The sequence below is a fragment of the Micromonospora sp. WMMD730 genome, assembly GCF_049178955.1.
GTDB classification, from domain to species: Bacteria; Actinomycetota; Actinomycetes; order Mycobacteriales; family Micromonosporaceae; genus Micromonospora; species Micromonospora wenchangensis.
Window position 1 is genome coordinate 5,396,872 of record NZ_JBMHML010000002.1, and the last position, 14,085, is coordinate 5,410,956.

13 protein-coding genes are annotated in these 14,085 nt (G+C 75.1%); 10 read left to right on the forward strand and 3 right to left on the reverse strand.

The window, feature by feature from the left end:
• Positions 1-48 precede the first annotated feature (48 nt).
• From ACN265_RS22800 to ACN265_RS22840, 9 genes are all read left to right on the forward strand, one after another.
• Positions 49-1,809 carry an ATP-binding protein gene (locus ACN265_RS22800; RefSeq protein ID WP_204924027.1) on the forward strand — a complete coding sequence of 587 codons (1,761 nt, stop codon included), beginning with the start codon at positions 49-51 and terminating at the stop codon, positions 1,807-1,809.
• Positions 1,810-1,822: 13 nt separating this feature from the next.
• A complete protein-coding gene (locus tag ACN265_RS22805; protein ID WP_204924026.1) occupies positions 1,823-2,971 on the forward strand; it encodes an exonuclease SbcCD subunit D in 1,149 nt (382 codons plus the stop codon).
• Positions 2,971-5,445 (forward strand): AAA family ATPase, encoded by a 2,475-nt coding sequence (locus tag ACN265_RS22810; protein WP_421409398.1) that lies wholly within the window; start codon positions 2,971-2,973, stop codon positions 5,443-5,445. Before ACN265_RS22805 ends, ACN265_RS22810 begins: the two co-directional genes overlap by 1 nt.
• Positions 5,446-5,591: 146 nt before the next feature.
• Positions 5,592-6,557 (forward strand): hypothetical protein, encoded by a 966-nt coding sequence (locus ACN265_RS22815; RefSeq protein ID WP_357928173.1) that lies wholly within the window; start codon positions 5,592-5,594, stop codon positions 6,555-6,557.
• 28 nt (positions 6,558-6,585) lie between these two features.
• Positions 6,586-7,443, forward strand: a complete 858-nt coding sequence (locus ACN265_RS22820) for a spermidine synthase (RefSeq protein ID WP_420116188.1) — start codon at positions 6,586-6,588, stop codon at positions 7,441-7,443.
• Positions 7,444-7,525: 82 nt separating this feature from the next.
• Positions 7,526-8,230 (forward strand): sigma-70 family RNA polymerase sigma factor, encoded by a 705-nt coding sequence (locus tag ACN265_RS22825; RefSeq protein WP_088645463.1) that lies wholly within the window; start codon positions 7,526-7,528, stop codon positions 8,228-8,230.
• Positions 8,227-9,009: an anti-sigma factor family protein gene (locus ACN265_RS22830; protein ID WP_204924022.1), complete on the forward strand. Its 783-nt coding sequence runs from the start codon at positions 8,227-8,229 to the stop codon at positions 9,007-9,009. Before ACN265_RS22825 ends, ACN265_RS22830 begins: the two co-directional genes overlap by 4 nt.
• A gap of 207 nt (positions 9,010-9,216) precedes the next feature.
• The gene (locus tag ACN265_RS22835) at positions 9,217-9,885 is read left to right on the forward strand and encodes a hypothetical protein (RefSeq protein ID WP_204924021.1); all 669 of its coding nucleotides are present in this window, start codon (positions 9,217-9,219) and stop codon (positions 9,883-9,885) included.
• A gap of 402 nt (positions 9,886-10,287) precedes the next feature.
• Positions 10,288-11,208, forward strand: coding sequence for a DNA-3-methyladenine glycosylase family protein (locus ACN265_RS22840; RefSeq protein ID WP_421409402.1), 921 nt, complete (start codon positions 10,288-10,290; stop codon positions 11,206-11,208).
• A 127-nt stretch (positions 11,209-11,335) separates the two neighbouring features.
• Here the strand turns inward: ACN265_RS22840 and ACN265_RS22845 are convergent, their stop codons facing one another.
• The 3 genes from ACN265_RS22845 to ACN265_RS22855 form a co-directional block, all read right to left on the reverse strand.
• Complete coding sequence (locus tag ACN265_RS22845) at positions 11,336-11,833, reverse strand: DUF1990 family protein (protein ID WP_421409403.1); 498 nt, start codon at positions 11,831-11,833, stop codon at positions 11,336-11,338.
• Between the two features lie 152 nt (positions 11,834-11,985).
• On the reverse strand, positions 11,986-12,408 hold the full coding sequence (locus ACN265_RS22850) for an SRPBCC family protein (protein WP_420115459.1): 423 nt from the start codon (positions 12,406-12,408) through the stop codon (positions 11,986-11,988).
• A 214-nt stretch (positions 12,409-12,622) separates the two neighbouring features.
• The gene (locus ACN265_RS22855) at positions 12,623-12,832 is read right to left on the reverse strand and encodes a hypothetical protein (RefSeq protein WP_204924018.1); all 210 of its coding nucleotides are present in this window, start codon (positions 12,830-12,832) and stop codon (positions 12,623-12,625) included.
• Positions 12,833-12,967: 135 nt separating this feature from the next.
• Here ACN265_RS22855 and ACN265_RS22860 point away from each other — a divergent pair, with 135 nt between their 5' ends.
• The gene (locus ACN265_RS22860) at positions 12,968-14,083 is read left to right on the forward strand and encodes an ATP-dependent DNA ligase (protein ID WP_421409405.1); all 1,116 of its coding nucleotides are present in this window, start codon (positions 12,968-12,970) and stop codon (positions 14,081-14,083) included.
• Positions 14,084-14,085 lie beyond the last annotated feature (2 nt).

The window sequence follows — 14,085 nt, forward strand, 5'->3', positions numbered from 1 at the left end:
GCAGGGCGTGCGCCCTGACCGAGACGACCAGCTGACCGGAGCCCGCGGATGACCGACGACCGGACCGACGGCCGGATCGACAGCCCCGGCGAGCCCGTCGGCCGGGTGCTCGGCACCGCCGACGCCACCCCGTTGCAGTTCTGGACGGCCGTCTCCCCCGGCAGCTACCTCCAGCTCGACGACGTCGTGGTCACCCGGCGCGACCTGCCCGACCGGGAGCCGGTCACCATCGCCGGGGTGGTCACCCAGGTCCGCGCCCGGCACGAGGGCGCCCAGTTCGAGTCGGACGTCTTCGCCATCGCCGACGGCACCCTTCCGGCCCAGGTGCAGGAGGCCGCCGAGATCACCACCACCCGGGTCGACCCCGAGCTGTACGTGCCGCCCGCGCCGGGCGCCACCGTGCACCGGGCCGAGGGCGACGCCCGCGCCCGCGCGCTGCACTTCGACCGGATGGAACGGCGCATCCCGATGGGCATGGGCCGCGACGGCGTGCCGGTCTACCTCAACGCCGACTTCCTCGACGGCAGTCGGGGCGCACACGTGTCGATCTCCGGCATCTCCGGGGTCGCCACCAAGACCAGCTTCGCCACCTTCCTGCTCTACTCGGTGTTCCGCTCCGGGGTGCTCGGGGGCGACGCGGTCAACGCCAAGGCGCTGATCTTCAACGTCAAGGGCGAGGACCTGCTCTTCCTCGACCACCCCAACGCCCGCCTCGACGACACCACCCGGGCCGCGTACGCCAGGCTGGGGCTGGCCGCCGGCGCGTTCCCCGACGTCCGGGTGTACGCCCCGCCCCGGGTCGGCGACGCCTCCGGCACCCCCGACGTCAGCAGCCGGCTCACCGGCGTCGACGCCTTCTACTGGACGCTGAGCGAGTTCTGCGCCGACCGCCTCCTGCCGTACGTCTTCGCCGACGCCGACGACGAACGTCAGCAGTACACGATGGTGGTGCACTCGGTCACCGCCCACCTGGCCCGCTACGCCCAGCCCGCCGACGGTGGGGTCAGCGTCGACGGGGTGCGCCTCGGCTCCTACGCCGACCTGGTCGACCACATCGTCGAGCAGCTCAACGACGACGAGACCCGGGGCGACTGGGCCGGCAGCGCGGTCGGCCTGGGCACGGTCAACGCGTTCGCCCGCCGGCTGATCGGCAGCAAGAAGGACCTCGGCCGGCTGATCCGCGGCGACCTGGCGACCCGCCGCCCGCACTCCATCAACACCGCCGAGAGCGCCCAGGTCACCGTGGTCGACCTGCACAACCTGCCCGACCGCGCGCAGCGTTTCGTGGTCGGCGTGACGCTGCGCGGCGAGTTCGAACGCAAGGAGAAGGCCGGCACCGCCAAGCCGCTGCTCTTCGTCGTCCTCGACGAGCTGAACAAGTACGCCCCCCGCGAGGGCTCCTCCCCGATCAAGGAGGTGCTGCTCGACATCGCCGAGCGGGGCCGCTCGCTCGGCGTGATCCTGGTCGGCGCGCAGCAGACGGCCAGCGAAGTGGAGCGGCGGATCGTCACCAACTCGGCGATCCGGGTGGTCGGCCGGCTCGACCCGGCCGAGGCGTCCCGCCCGGAGTACGGCTTCCTGCCGCCGGCCCAGCGGCAACGCGCCCTGCTGGCCAAGCCGGGCACCATGTTCGTCAACCAGCCCGACATCCCGGTCCCGTTGTGCCTGGAGTTCCCCTTCCCGGCGTGGGCGACCCGGGTGTCCGAGGCCGGCCGGGCCCCGTCGGAGACGCTGCGCTCGATCACCGGCTCGGTCGACCCGTTCGCGGTGGTCGGCTCGGGCGGCGTCGACGACGACATTCCGTTCTAGGGGGCCGGCCGTCATGAAGATCCTGCACACCTCCGACTGGCACGTCGGCAAGGTGCTCAAGGGACAGTCCCGGGCCGAGGAGCACAAGCAGGTGCTCGCCGGGGTGATCGAGATCGCCCACGCCGAACGCCCCGACCTGGTCATCGTCGCCGGTGACCTCTACGACACGGCCGCCCCCAGCCCGGAGGCGACCCGGCTGGTCACCCGGGCGTTGACCGCGCTGCGGCGGACCGGGGCCGACGTGGTGGCGATCGGCGGCAACCACGACAACGGCAACGCCCTCGACGCGCTGCGCCCCTGGGCGGAGGCGGCCGGCATCACCCTGCGCGGCGGGGTCCGGGACAACCCGGCCGAGCACGTCGTCGACGGGGTCACCGCCGCGGGCGAACGCTGGCAGCTCGCCGCGCTGCCCTTCCTGTCCCAGCGGTACGCCGTCCGCGCGGTGGAGATGTACGAGCTGACCGCCGCCGAGGCCACCCAGACCTACGCCGACCACCTCGGCCGGGTGCTGGAGAAGCTGACCGAGGGGTTCACCGAGCCGGACCGGGTGCACCTGGTCACCGCCCACCTCACCGTCGTGGGGGCGAGCACCGGCGGCGGCGAACGCGACGCACACACCGTCCTCGGGTACGCGGTGCCCGCGTCGGTCTTCCCCGGCACCGCGCACTACGTGGCGCTGGGGCACCTGCACCGCTCGCAGCGGGTGATCGGGCCGTGCCCGATCCGCTACAGCGGCAGCCCGATCGCCGTCGACTTCGGCGAGCAGGAGAACGTCTGCTCGGTGACGCTGGTCGAGGTGGGCGCGACCTCGGCCGCCCGGATCCGGGAGGTGCCGGTGGCGGCGGCGGTGCCGCTGCACACGGTCCGCGGCACCCTCGCCCAGCTCGCCGAGGCCGACCCGCCGCAGGGCTGGCTGCGGGTGTTCGTCCGGGAACAGCCCCGGGCCGGGCTGCGGGAGGAGGTGCAGGAGCTGTTCCCCCGCGCGCTGGAGATCCGGATCGACCCGGAGCTGCTGCCCACGCCGGGCAGCGGCACCCGGGTCGCCCAGCGGGCCGGCCGCTCGCCCCGGGAGTTGTTCGCCGACTACCTGGGCAGCCGGGGCCACGAGGACGACGGGGTCCGGGACCTCTTCGACGAGCTGCTGGAGGAGGTGGAGCGCTGATGCGACCGATGCGGCTGGACCTGGCCGGCTTCACCGTCTTCCGCGACGAGACCACCGTCGACTTCACCGACGCCGACTTCTTCGCCCTGGTCGGGCCGACCGGTTCGGGCAAGTCGACGGTGCTGGACGCGATCTGCTTCGTCCTCTACGGCGCGGTGCCCCGCTGGGGTGGGGCGCGGGGGCTGGCCAACGCGCTCGCCCCGTCGGCGGTGGAGGCCCGGGTCCGGCTGGTCTTCGAGTCGGCCGGCGACAGGTACGTGGCGACCCGGGTGGTCCGCCGCGACGGCCGGGGCGCGGTCAAGACCGCCAACGCCGGGCTGCAACTGATGCCCCCCGGGTTCGACGTGACCAAGCTCGACACCGGGCTCAGCCCGGAGGACCTGGGCGAGGTGCTGGCCGGCACCCCGGCCGAGATGGAACCGGCCGTGCTGGACGCGGTCGGGCTGCCGTACGAGCAGTTCACCTCCTGCGTGGTGCTGCCGCAGGGGCAGTTCGCCGACTTCCTGCACGCCAAGCCGGCCACCCGGCAGCAGATCCTGGTCAACCTGCTCGGCCTCGGCGTCTACGAGAACGTGCAGAAGCGGGCCACCGAACGGGCCGGGCAGGCCGAGGCGAAGCTGGAGGCGGTCGCCCGGATGCTCGCCGGGTTGACCGACGTCGACGACGAGACGTTTGCCGCCGCGTCCGACCGGGTCGACCGGGTGCGGGAGCTGGCGGCGGCGGTCGCGGCGGCCGTACCGGAGCGGGAGCTGGCCCGGACGGCGGCGCGCGAGGCGACGGCGGCGCTGGCCGCGCTCGACGCCGACCTGGCCGGGCTGGCCGGGGTGCGCGCCCCGGCCGGGGTGACCGAGGTGGCCCGCGCGGTGAGCACGGCGCGGGAGGCGGTCGACGCGGCGACCCGCACCGTGGCGCTGGCCGAGGAGCAGGAGGAGAAGCTGCGCGGCGAGCTGGCCGGCGCGGGCGACGAGAGCGCCCTGCGGCTGCTGCTGCGGGCGCACGCCGACGCGGAACGGCTGACCGGCGAGGCGGACACGGTCCGGGCGGCGCTGGGCGCGGCGCAGGCCAGGCACGACGCGGCGGCGACGGCGCTCGGCGCGGCCCGGGAGGCGGCGGCGCGGGCCGAGGCCGAGCTGGAGGCGGCGTTCCGGGCACACGAGGAGGCCAAGACCGTCGACCAGGCGGTCGCGTTGCGGGCGCACCTGGCCGACGGCGGGACCTGCCCGGTCTGCGAGCAGCAGGTGCCCCGGGTGCCGGCGGTGCCGGCCGGCTCGGCGGTGGCCGCGGCGACCGCCGCCGGCAAGGCGGCGCGGGCGGCCAGCAAGGCCGCGCTGGCGCTGGTCGACGAGCGGGACGCGGCGGCCCGGGAGCAGGAGCGGGCGCTGGTGCGGCTGCGGGCCCAGCACGACCAGTTGCACGGCCGGCTGACCGAGCTGGCCGGTCAGCTCGCCGGGGCAGCCACCCCGACGGCGTTGCGCGACCAGCTCGCCGAGCACGCCCGGCTGCGGCAGGCACTCGACGAGGCTGCGGTGGCGGTGCGCACCGGCCGGGACGCCGCCCGCCGGGCCCGGGGCGCGGCGGACACCGCCGAGGAGCGGCTGCGGGCCGCCTGGCGGGACTTCGACACCACCCGCGACGGGCTGGCCCGGTTCGGCCCGCCGGCCACCGACCGCGACGACGTGGCCGCCGCCTGGACCGCCCTGGTGGGGTGGGCCGGCGCGCAGGCCCGGCAGCGACGGGTCGACCGGGACGGGCTGGTCGCCGCGGTGACCGAGGCGCAGTCGGCCGCCGAGGCGGTGGAGGACCGCATCGGTGGCCTGCTCACCGCCGCCGGGCTGCCCCCCGCCGACGACCCGGCGCAGGCGGTGGCGGTGGCCGCCGAGCGGGCCGGGGCCGACCTGCGGCGGATCACCGAACGCCGGGCGCAGGCAGTCGAGCTGCGGGAACAGCGCGCCGAGCACGAGCGGCAGGCACGCACGGCGCGGGCGCTGGCCGGGCACCTGCGGGCCAACAACTTCGAACGGTGGCTGCTGGCCGAGGCGCTGGACCTGCTGGTCGACGGGGCTTCCCGGATCCTGCGGGAGCTGTCCCAGGGGCAGTACGACCTGGTCCACGACAAGGGCGAGTTCTTCGTGGTCGACCACCACGACGCGGGGCTGCGCCGGGGCGTGCGGACACTGTCCGGCGGGGAGACGTTCCAGGCGTCGCTGGCCCTGGCGCTGGCGCTGTCCGAGCAGCTCGCCGGGATGTCCACCACGGCGGCCAGCCTGGAGTCGATCGTGTTGGACGAGGGGTTCGGGACCCTCGACGCGGCCACCCTGGACATCGTCGCCGCCACCCTGGAGAGCCTGGCCGCCCGGGGCGACCGGATGGTCGGCGTGGTCACCCACGTGCCGGCACTGGCCGAGCGCATCCCGGTGCGCTTCGAGGTCCGCAAGGACGCCCGCACGGCCCACGTCGAACGGACCGGCCGGTGAGCGCGAGGAGCGCAGCGCAGCGGAGCCCCGCAGTCGCGAACGAAAGGCGGGCCCGGTGAGCGCGAGGAGTGCAGCGCAGCGGAGCCCCGCAGCCGCGAACGAAAGGCGGGCCCCGTGAGCGCGAGGTCGGTTCGTGGGGCGGTGACGTGACCGGGCCGCAGCTGTTCGTGGACGCCTGGGACCCGTCCTACGGGGCGTCGTTCGAGGCGACCCCGGGTGGGCCGGTCGCACCGAGCAGCACCCAGGTCGACACCGACGTGGAGCTGCCGGCGGTGGACTGGCGGGCGATCGGCCCCCGCTCCGGGGTGGCCGCCCCGGACGTGGTGCTGCTCGTCGACGGGGTACGCCGGATCGACGCCAGCGTGTGGACGGCCGAGGAGGACGGTGCCTCGTACCCGGGGATCGCCGCCTCGTACGCGGCCGGGGTGGTCCGCTGCGACCTGGAGCGCGGCGCGGCGGAGCTGGCCGGCGCGCGGGTGGGGCGGGGGCTGTTCACGGCGAGCCCGTCGGCGCAGGAGGTGACCTGCGGGCAGGTGCGTTACCCGGTGCACCGGGTCGGTGGCACCGGTGAGCTGAGCAAGCTGCCGGCGGCGGTGCAGGCCCCGCTGACCGCCCTGGAGGTGGCCGTGTCCGACGCGGCCCGCACCGACGGGGACCTGCTGGTGGTGGACGGTCCGCTGCGGGCCCGCCGGCAGTTGCCGCGCACCCTGGGCTACATCAAGACGCAGCACAGCCAGTATCTCGACGCCCGGCTCACCGCCGTGGTCACCGGGCTGGGTTCCGGCCAGCGGTCCCCGGTGTTCCGGCTGGGCACCGCCTGGGGTGGCTGGTCGTGGTACCTGCGGCTGCCGGTGGCGGTGGGTGCGCCCTGGGCCGGGATCGTCCGGTTGGAGTGCTCACCGGACCTCGAACCGCAGGACGCGGTCGCGCTGGCCGACCTGTCGCTGGTCACCCTGCCCCGGTTCGCGTCCTCGCCGTACAAGGACCCGCGCGCGCCGCAGAACCTGGTGCCGATCGCCGGGTTGGAGCGGCGGCTGCGCGGGATGCTGGGCGACGCGCGGCTGCTGCACCGGGCACTGACCATGGCCAGTCGCACCGGCGGGACCCGGTGATGGCCAGCCGCAGCGGCGGGACCCGCTGATGGGCCGCCGTCGGGGTGACGACCGGATCGTGGTGGACGTGTCCACCGGCCGGGCGGAGCTGGTGCCGGACCCGGACCGGCCGCGCTCGTGGACGCTGCTGCTCGACGACGCGCCGCAGTCGCATGTGGACCTGGCCGACCCGACGCACCTGGAGTTCGAGTACGTCAGGCGGCTCGGCGCGGCGCTGGACCTGATCGCCCCGACCGGTGCCCCGCTGCGGGTGCTGCACCTCGGCGGCGGCGCGCTGACCCTGCCCCGGTACGTCCAGGCGACCCGGCCCGGGTCGACGCAGCGGGTGGCCGAGGTGGACGGCGCGCTGGTGGAGCTGGTCCGGCGGGAGCTGCCCTGGCCGGCCGACCCGAGGCTGAAGGTACGCGTCGCCGACGCCCGCGCCACCCTGGAGTCCAGCCGCGACGCGTCGTACGACGTGGTGGTCGCCGACGTCTTCGCCGGTGCGCGCACCCCGGCCCACCTGACCAGCGCGGAGTACGCAGCACAGGTGGCCCGGGTGCTCGCGCCCGCCGGCTGGTACCTGGCGAACCTGGCCGACGGCCCGCCGTTACGGCACACCCGTGCCCAGGTGGCCACGGTCCGTCAGGTGCTGCCCCGGGCCGCCCTGGTCGGCGACGCGGCGGTGCTGCGCGGGCGGCGGCACGGCAACCTGGTGCTGGTGGCCGGGCGGGTCGAGCCGCCGGTGCCGGAGCTGACCCGGCGCGCGGCCGGGGACTGGTTCCCGGGGCGGGTGCTGGCCGGCGCCGAGCTGGACCGGTTCGTCGCCGGTGCCGCCGTGGTCACCGACGCGGACGCCACCGACTCGCTACCGCCGCCGCCCGGAATTTTTTCGGTCCGCCGTTGATCCGCTGGGAAGAGCGGTCCGTATCAACGGTCGGCGCCCTCCCCGTGGGCCCGCTGATGTCGGTGGACAGCAGGAGGTCTGGATGAGTGCGGTCGCGGCCGGCTTGCACGGTGAACTGGCCAGGCCAGGGTGGATGTTCGCCCGGGCCCAGCCGCAGTCGCGTGCGTCGAGGTCCAGCCGGGGGGTCGACGCCGGTCCCACCGATCGCCAGAATGGCCCGGTGACCCCGCGATCGACGCCCGGGCGGCACCAGGCCCCGGCGACGACGCCCGAGGCGAGCCACTCCGACCAACTGGTCCGGCTGCTCTACGCCGAGCACGCCGGCCCGCTGCTGATGTTCGTGATGCGGTTGACCGGTGGTGACCGGCAACGCGCCGAGGACATCGTGCAGGAGACGCTGCTGCGGGCCTGGCGCAACGCGCACCGGCTGGGCGTGCAGGGCCAGGGTTCGCTGCGGCCCTGGCTGGTCACGGTGGCCCGGCGGATCGCCATCGACGAGCACCGCAGCGAGCAGGCCCGCCCACCCGAGACGTACGACCGGGATCTGACGGCGTTCGCCGAGGCGGACAGCACCGACCGGGTGCTGCGCACCATGACGGTGGCGGATGCACTGCGTACGCTGAGTCAGTCGCACCGGGAGATCCTGGTGGCGACGTACTTCCGCGGGCGGACGGTGCCGGAGGCGGCCGAGGAGTTGGGCCTGCCGCTGGGCACCGCCAAGTCGCGGGTCTACTACGCCCTGCGCGCGCTGCGCACGGCCCTACAGGAGAGGGGGGTGACGGAATGAGCCGGGCAGACCACATGGATGTCGCCGCGTACGCGCTCGGCGTCCTGGACGTGCAGGACACCGAACGGTTCGAGGAACACCTCGCCACCTGCTGGGCCTGCGCCGCCGAGTTGGAGACGATGGTCCCGGTGGTGGGGCTGCTCTCCGACATCGACGGCGAGACGATGATGGCGATGGAGCAGACCGCGACGGATCCGCGGCTGCTGGACCGTACCCTGGTCGCGGTCCGGACCCACCGGCGCAAGGCGCGGTTCCGGCAGGTGCTGACGATGGCCGCCGCGGTGGTGGCGGTCGGCGCGCTCAGCGGCATCGGCGTCGCCACCTTCGGCGGTACGGTCGGCGGTGACGGTCAGGTGGTCGCCGAGCCGAGCCGGTCCGCCCCGGTGGACGGGCCGGCGAGCCCGCAGCCGACCCGGTCGGGTCCGGCGGTGGGTGGCACCGAGATCGAGGGCGACCAGTTCGACGCCACCGACGGCAGCACCGGTGTGAAGACCACGATGTGGCTGGACAGCAAGGAGTACGGCACCTGGATCGGGTTCAACCTGACCCGGTTGCCCGGCCCGCGCACCTGCCGGCTGGTGGTGGTCCGCAAGAACGACACCACCGAGGTGATCTCCACCTGGGCGGTGCCGGGGACGGGTTACGGCACCACGGCCAACCCGCAGGATCTCCAGTTGGAGGCGTCCACCTCGGCGCCGCGCGGCGAGATCGCGAAGCTGCAGGTGCAGTCGGTGGATGCCAACGGCGTGGCGAGCCCGCTGGTCACCGTCGTGCCCTGAGACACCTTCCGTCGGAAACGGCGTCGGCCCGTTGTGGGCCGACGCCGTTTCGGCTTTCCGGGCGCGGGGGTGCCTCTGCTCGCGCACACGTACGGCCGGCCGGAACGGTTCAACGACGACGACGTGAAATGGCCCACTGTCGATCGTTCAACCTTGACAGTGGACGCTCCGTACTACTCGGTGAACCGCCAAGAATGAGGAGGGCACGTGGCAAAGATCAAGCGGACGACCGTCATCGTCGCGAGCGCGGTGGTCGCACTTACGGCCTGCGCGCCCGCAGGCTACGACGGAGCGAACTCCAGCGTCGCCGAGCCGGTCGCCGTCGCCGCGGCCGAACCCACCGCGTCGGTCGAGCCGGACACCTCGGCCTCTCCCGGCGCCTCCGGCGCCCCCGCCGCCGACCAGGCGCCGCCGCCGGCCAACGTCCAACTGACCGACGAACTCGTCGGCAAGAAGATCGCCCGGATGGGCCGGGTCGTGGTGGACCAGGAGGGCTTCATCCTCTACCGCTTCGACAAGGACTCCGACGACCCGCCGTCGTCGAACTGCGTCGACAAGTGCGCGCAGGTCTGGCCGCCCGCGCTGACCGACGGCAACCCGCAGTTGCAGGGCGTCTCCGACGACAAGGTCGGCACCGTCACCCGCCAGGACGGCACCCGGCAGATCACCATCGGCGGCTGGCCGGTCTACCGCTACATCGGTGACAAGAAGCCGGGCCAGTGGAAGGGCCAGGGCGTCGGTGGCACCTGGTTCGTGGTCGACCCGAACGGCAAGAAGAACCTGACCTGCCTGCCGACCGGCACCCCGAAGGCGGTCGCCCCGCCGGCGGCCGGCGACTCGGGCGGCTCGAACAGCGGCGGGGACTACACCTACTGATCCTGCGTCAGCCGGGACACGGTGGCCGGTCGCAGCCGGGGAGGGCGCGACCGGCCACCGTCACGATCAGGACCGTCGACGAACCGGCAGCGTCGGACGGTCCGGGCCGCGACGCCGGCCCCCTGGTCGGGCCGGCGTCGCGGTAACCATCCGCCGGACCCTCCCCCACCAGACCCCCGGAACGGACCAGGGCGGTGGACGCGCCACACGCCAGCGGGCGCGCGCCACCGAAGGTCCCCCCAACCCCGCACCCACGGCCGCTCGGGCGGCCGGTCCGCTCCGGGATGGAGACACCGCCGACGCGCAGGGCGTCGGCGGTGTCGTCCATTTCCGCCCCGGTCACCCTCCCCGGCGGTACGGGGCGGGGGCGTCCGTCCCCCGCGACCATGGCACAGTGGCGGGGTGACCTGGGACGAGCCGGCGGCACGCCGGGTGCTGCGACCGCCGGCCGACTACCGGCTGACCGCCTCGGTCCGGGCCCTCACCTTCAGCCCGTACGACCCGTGCGCGCGGATCGTCGCCGGCACCTTCTGGTGGGCCACCCGCACCCCGGCCGGTCCGGCCACCCTGACCCTGCGCCCGGAGGCGGGCGAGCTGCTGGCCGAGGGGCACGGGCCGGGCGCCGACTGGGTGGTCGAGCATGCCGACGCCGTCGCCGGTCTGCGTGACGACCTGACCGGGTTCGCCGAGCTGGCCGCCGCCCACCCGCTGGTGGCCGAGCTGGCCGCCCGGCACCGGGGGCTGCGGATGCCCGCCACCGGGCAGGTCTTCCCCCGGGTGCTGCGCGCCGTCTTCGAACAGAAGGTCACCGGCACGGAGGCGTACCGGGCGTACGCGGCGACCGTGCGGCACTTCGCCGAGCCCGCCCCGGGGCCGTTCCAGCCGCTGCTGCTGCCGCCCGACGCGGCGAGGGTGGCGGCGGCCCCGTACTGGGTGTTCCACCCCTTCGGCGTGGAGCAGCGCCGGGCCGAGACGCTGCGCCGGGCCGCTGCCCTGGCCGACCGGCTGGAACGCTGCGTCGACAGCGCCGAGGCGACCCGGCGGCTCACCGCCGTCCCCGGCATCGGCCCGTGGACCGCCGCCGAGGTGGTCCGGGTCGCCTACGGCGATGCGGACGCGGTGAGCGTCGGCGACTACCACGTGCCGAACACGGTGGCCTGGGCGCTGGCCGGCGAGGCGCGCGGCGACGACGCCCGGATGCTCGACCTGCTCGCCCCGTTCCGCGGCCACCGGGGGCGGGTCTGCCTGCTGCTGGCCGCCGCCGGCATCCAGGCACCCCGGTTCGGCCCCCGGATGCCGATCCGTTCCTTCGCCCGGTTCTGACGCCCGGGGTGGGGCGGGGGCTGTGTCGCCGAGATTGCGGTATCGCAGCGGGCGGATGCCGCTGTTTCGGCCCCGTCGCGTTGGCCACGAGTCCGGCGGCCGGAGCGGCCGTGCCGGGTGGGATCGGTCAGCGGACGAGGCGGCGCAGGGTGTGGGCCAGCCAGCGGGCGTACCCGTGCTGGACGGCGCGTCCGGCGGGCCCGGCGGCGGTCATGAACCAGCGGTCCGGCCGGCTGAACGCGGTGACCTCGAAGCTGACCGCGCCGTCGGCGTCGCGGCGGACCAGGAACGCCTCCTCCCCGCGTTCCGGATGGCCGGGCAGGGTGCCGTAGCCGAAGCCGGCCTCCCGGTCGCTGTCGACCACCCAGACCACCTCGCACGGCCCCCACACCCGCAGCGGACCCACCCCGAGCCCCGGGGTGACCCGGACGCCGGGCGCGGCCCGGACCGCGTCGGTACGCATCCGCACCCCGGCTGCCCGGTGCAACCGCCAGCTCAACACGGCCTCGGCGGCGACCGGGAAGCTGCCGGGCGGCAGCGCGCACCGGTGCCGCAGGTGGTGGTAGCCCGCCGGCAGCGACCCGCCCCGGGTCGCCCCCACCTCGGGGTACGTCAACTCGGACACCGCGCCTCCCAGGGTCACCGTCAGCCTAGGGCCGGTGCCGTCGACCGGCGACCCGACCGGTGGTGCGGGCGCGGCGGGTGGCGGTCGGCCGGTGCCGTCCCGCGCGGTGGTGGAGAGGGACGCCGACGGGTCGCACGTACCCCGGCCGGGGCTCAGCCGGCTTCGCAGCGCCGCCGCAGGCCCTCGGCCTCCAACCGCAGGTAGCGGCGCACCAGCCGGCCGCCGAGCCAACCCACCGGCCCGGCGAGCGGGCCGGTGAGTTCCAGGGCCAGCTCCACCCGGACCCGGCCGGCGGGCAGCGCGACGATCCGGTGCTCGCCCCGGCTGCGTACCCCCGGGGTGGTCGATTCCCAGACGAAGCAGCGGGGCGGGTCGATCTCGGTGACCCGCCAGGACGTCGGGCGGAGCCGGGGCTGTTCCAGCCGGGCGGTGGACCCGAGGACCAGCGGCCCGGCCTCGCCCCGGCGGGCGGTCCGGACCGAGGCGGTCCACTCCGGCCACCGTTCGATGTCGGTCTGCACCGCCCACACCGTGTCGATGTCCGCGTCGATCTCGGTCGCCGTCTCGAACCGCATGCCGCCTCCGTGGTTCCACCGCCGGCACCCGCGTGCCGCCCGGTTCCCCGACGAGCCTGCCGCAGCGATCGTGCCCGGGCCACCCTCCGGTCGTCCTCCCGACCGGTCGCCCTCCCGACCGTGCGCCCACCGGGACGCGGCTCCGGCCGGACGCGGGGACCGGACGCAGCCCCGGCCGGGTGCGGTTCGGGTGCGGCCTCGGCCGGTGCGCGGCTCAGCCGGCCTCGCGCAGGTCGGCCAGGTCGAGCGGGGTGTGCCGGTGGAGCAGGTCGGTCAGCTCGGCGACCGTGCCCACCTCGCCGAGCACGTTCTTGCCGCCGCCGAACCGGTCCGGGTAGCGGTGCACCAGCCGGTAACGGTGCCGGCCCCGGACCAGCTCGACGGTGACCCGCCAGCGCCCACAGCAACCACACCGCCACTCCACCCGGCGAGGCTAGCTCCGAGCGGGGCGGACGGGATCCGTATCCGCGGGGACGGACGGTACGGGCGGGGACACGCCGGACCGGCACCGACGGTGATCTGCCTCACCACTGTCGGTGGCGTCTGGTTGACTGTCGCCGTGGACCTGCCGATCAACCCCCCGGTCGAGCCGATGCTGGCCAAGAGCGTGGCCCGCCTGCCCACCGACCCCGGCCTGACCTACGAGCCCAAGTGGGACGGCTTCCGCTGCATCGTCTTCCGCGACGGCGACGAGGTCGAGTTGGCCAGCCGGGGCGGCAAGTCGATGACCCGTTACTTTCCCGAGGTGGTGGCGCAGGTCCGGGCGCAGTTGCCCACCCGGTGCGCGGTCGACGGCGAGCTGATCGTGATCCGGCGCGACGGTCCGGGCGGTCAGCCCCGGCTCGACTTCGAGCAGCTCGCCCAGCGGATCCATCCGGCCGCCTCCCGGGTGGCCCTGCTCGCCGAGACGACCCCGGCCGACCTCGTCGCCTTCGACCTGCTCGCCCTCGACGACGAGCTGCTGGTCGACGAGCCCTACCCGGCCCGGCGGGAACGCCTGGTGCGGGCGCTGGCCGGGGTCCGGCCGCCGGTGCACGTCACCCAGGTCACCACCGACCCGGAGACCGCCCGGCGCTGGTTCGAGGTGTTCGAGGGCGCCGGCCTGGACGGGTTGATCGTCAAGCCGGCCGACCTGCCCTACCAGCCCGGCAAGCGGCTGATGGCCAAGGTCAAGCACGCCCGGACGGCCGACGTGGTGGTGGCCGGGTTCCGCTGGCACAAGTCGGGCCCGGTGGTCGGCTCGCTGCTGCTCGGTCTCTACGACGACGCCGGGGTGCTGCACCACGTCGGGGTGAGCGCCTCGTTCACGATGGCCCGCCGGCAGGAGCTGCTCGACGAGCTGGCCCCCTACCGGGAGGATGTCGACGCCCACCCGTGGGTGCACGGCGACCACGAGCGCGGCCAGCGCATCCCGGGCGGGGTCAGCCGGTGGACGGGCGACAAGAACCTCGACTGGGTCCCGCTGCGACCCGAGCTGGTGATGGAGGTCGGCTACGACGCGATGGAGGGCGACCGGTTCCGGCACACCGCCCGGTTCGTCCGCTGGCGGCCGGACCGCGATCCCCGGTCCTGCCGCTACGACCAGCTCGACCGTCCGGTGCGCTTCGACGTCGACCAGGTGCTCCGGGGCGATCCGACGGCGACCGTGCCGCCGGCCGCCGGCACCCCGGCGTAGCC